We start from the raw sequence: 290 nt of genomic DNA on the forward strand, positions 1-290 counted from the left end.
GTGTGATCAACGCCGCGGGCCTGTATGCCGACGAAATCGCAGAGCTGGCAGGCGACCGTTTTTACACCATTCATCCGCGCCGTGGCACGCTGGTGATTCTGGATAAAAAGATCGGCAAAACCACCAACAAATGTTTTATTGGCACACCGCCTAAAAACTTTACCAAGGGCGGCGGCCCGACCCAGACACCCGAGGGCAACCCAGTGTGGGGACCCTCAGCCATCGAGGTGCCGGAAAAAGATGATTTGGCCGTAGATGAAGAAGATTTACGCTTTGTCATGGAAAAAGGC

At 54.1% G+C, this 290-nt stretch carries 1 protein-coding gene; it reads left to right on the plus strand.

The window, feature by feature from the left end; genetic code table 11:
- On the plus strand, window positions 1-290 hold a 290-nt coding region (locus tag NE591_RS15340; protein WP_256157111.1), incomplete at both ends, for an FAD-dependent oxidoreductase.

The sequence above is a fragment of the Adlercreutzia sp. DFI.6.23 genome (genome assembly GCF_024462535.1).
Taxonomy (GTDB): Bacteria; Actinomycetota; Coriobacteriia; order Coriobacteriales; family Eggerthellaceae; genus Adlercreutzia; species Adlercreutzia rubneri.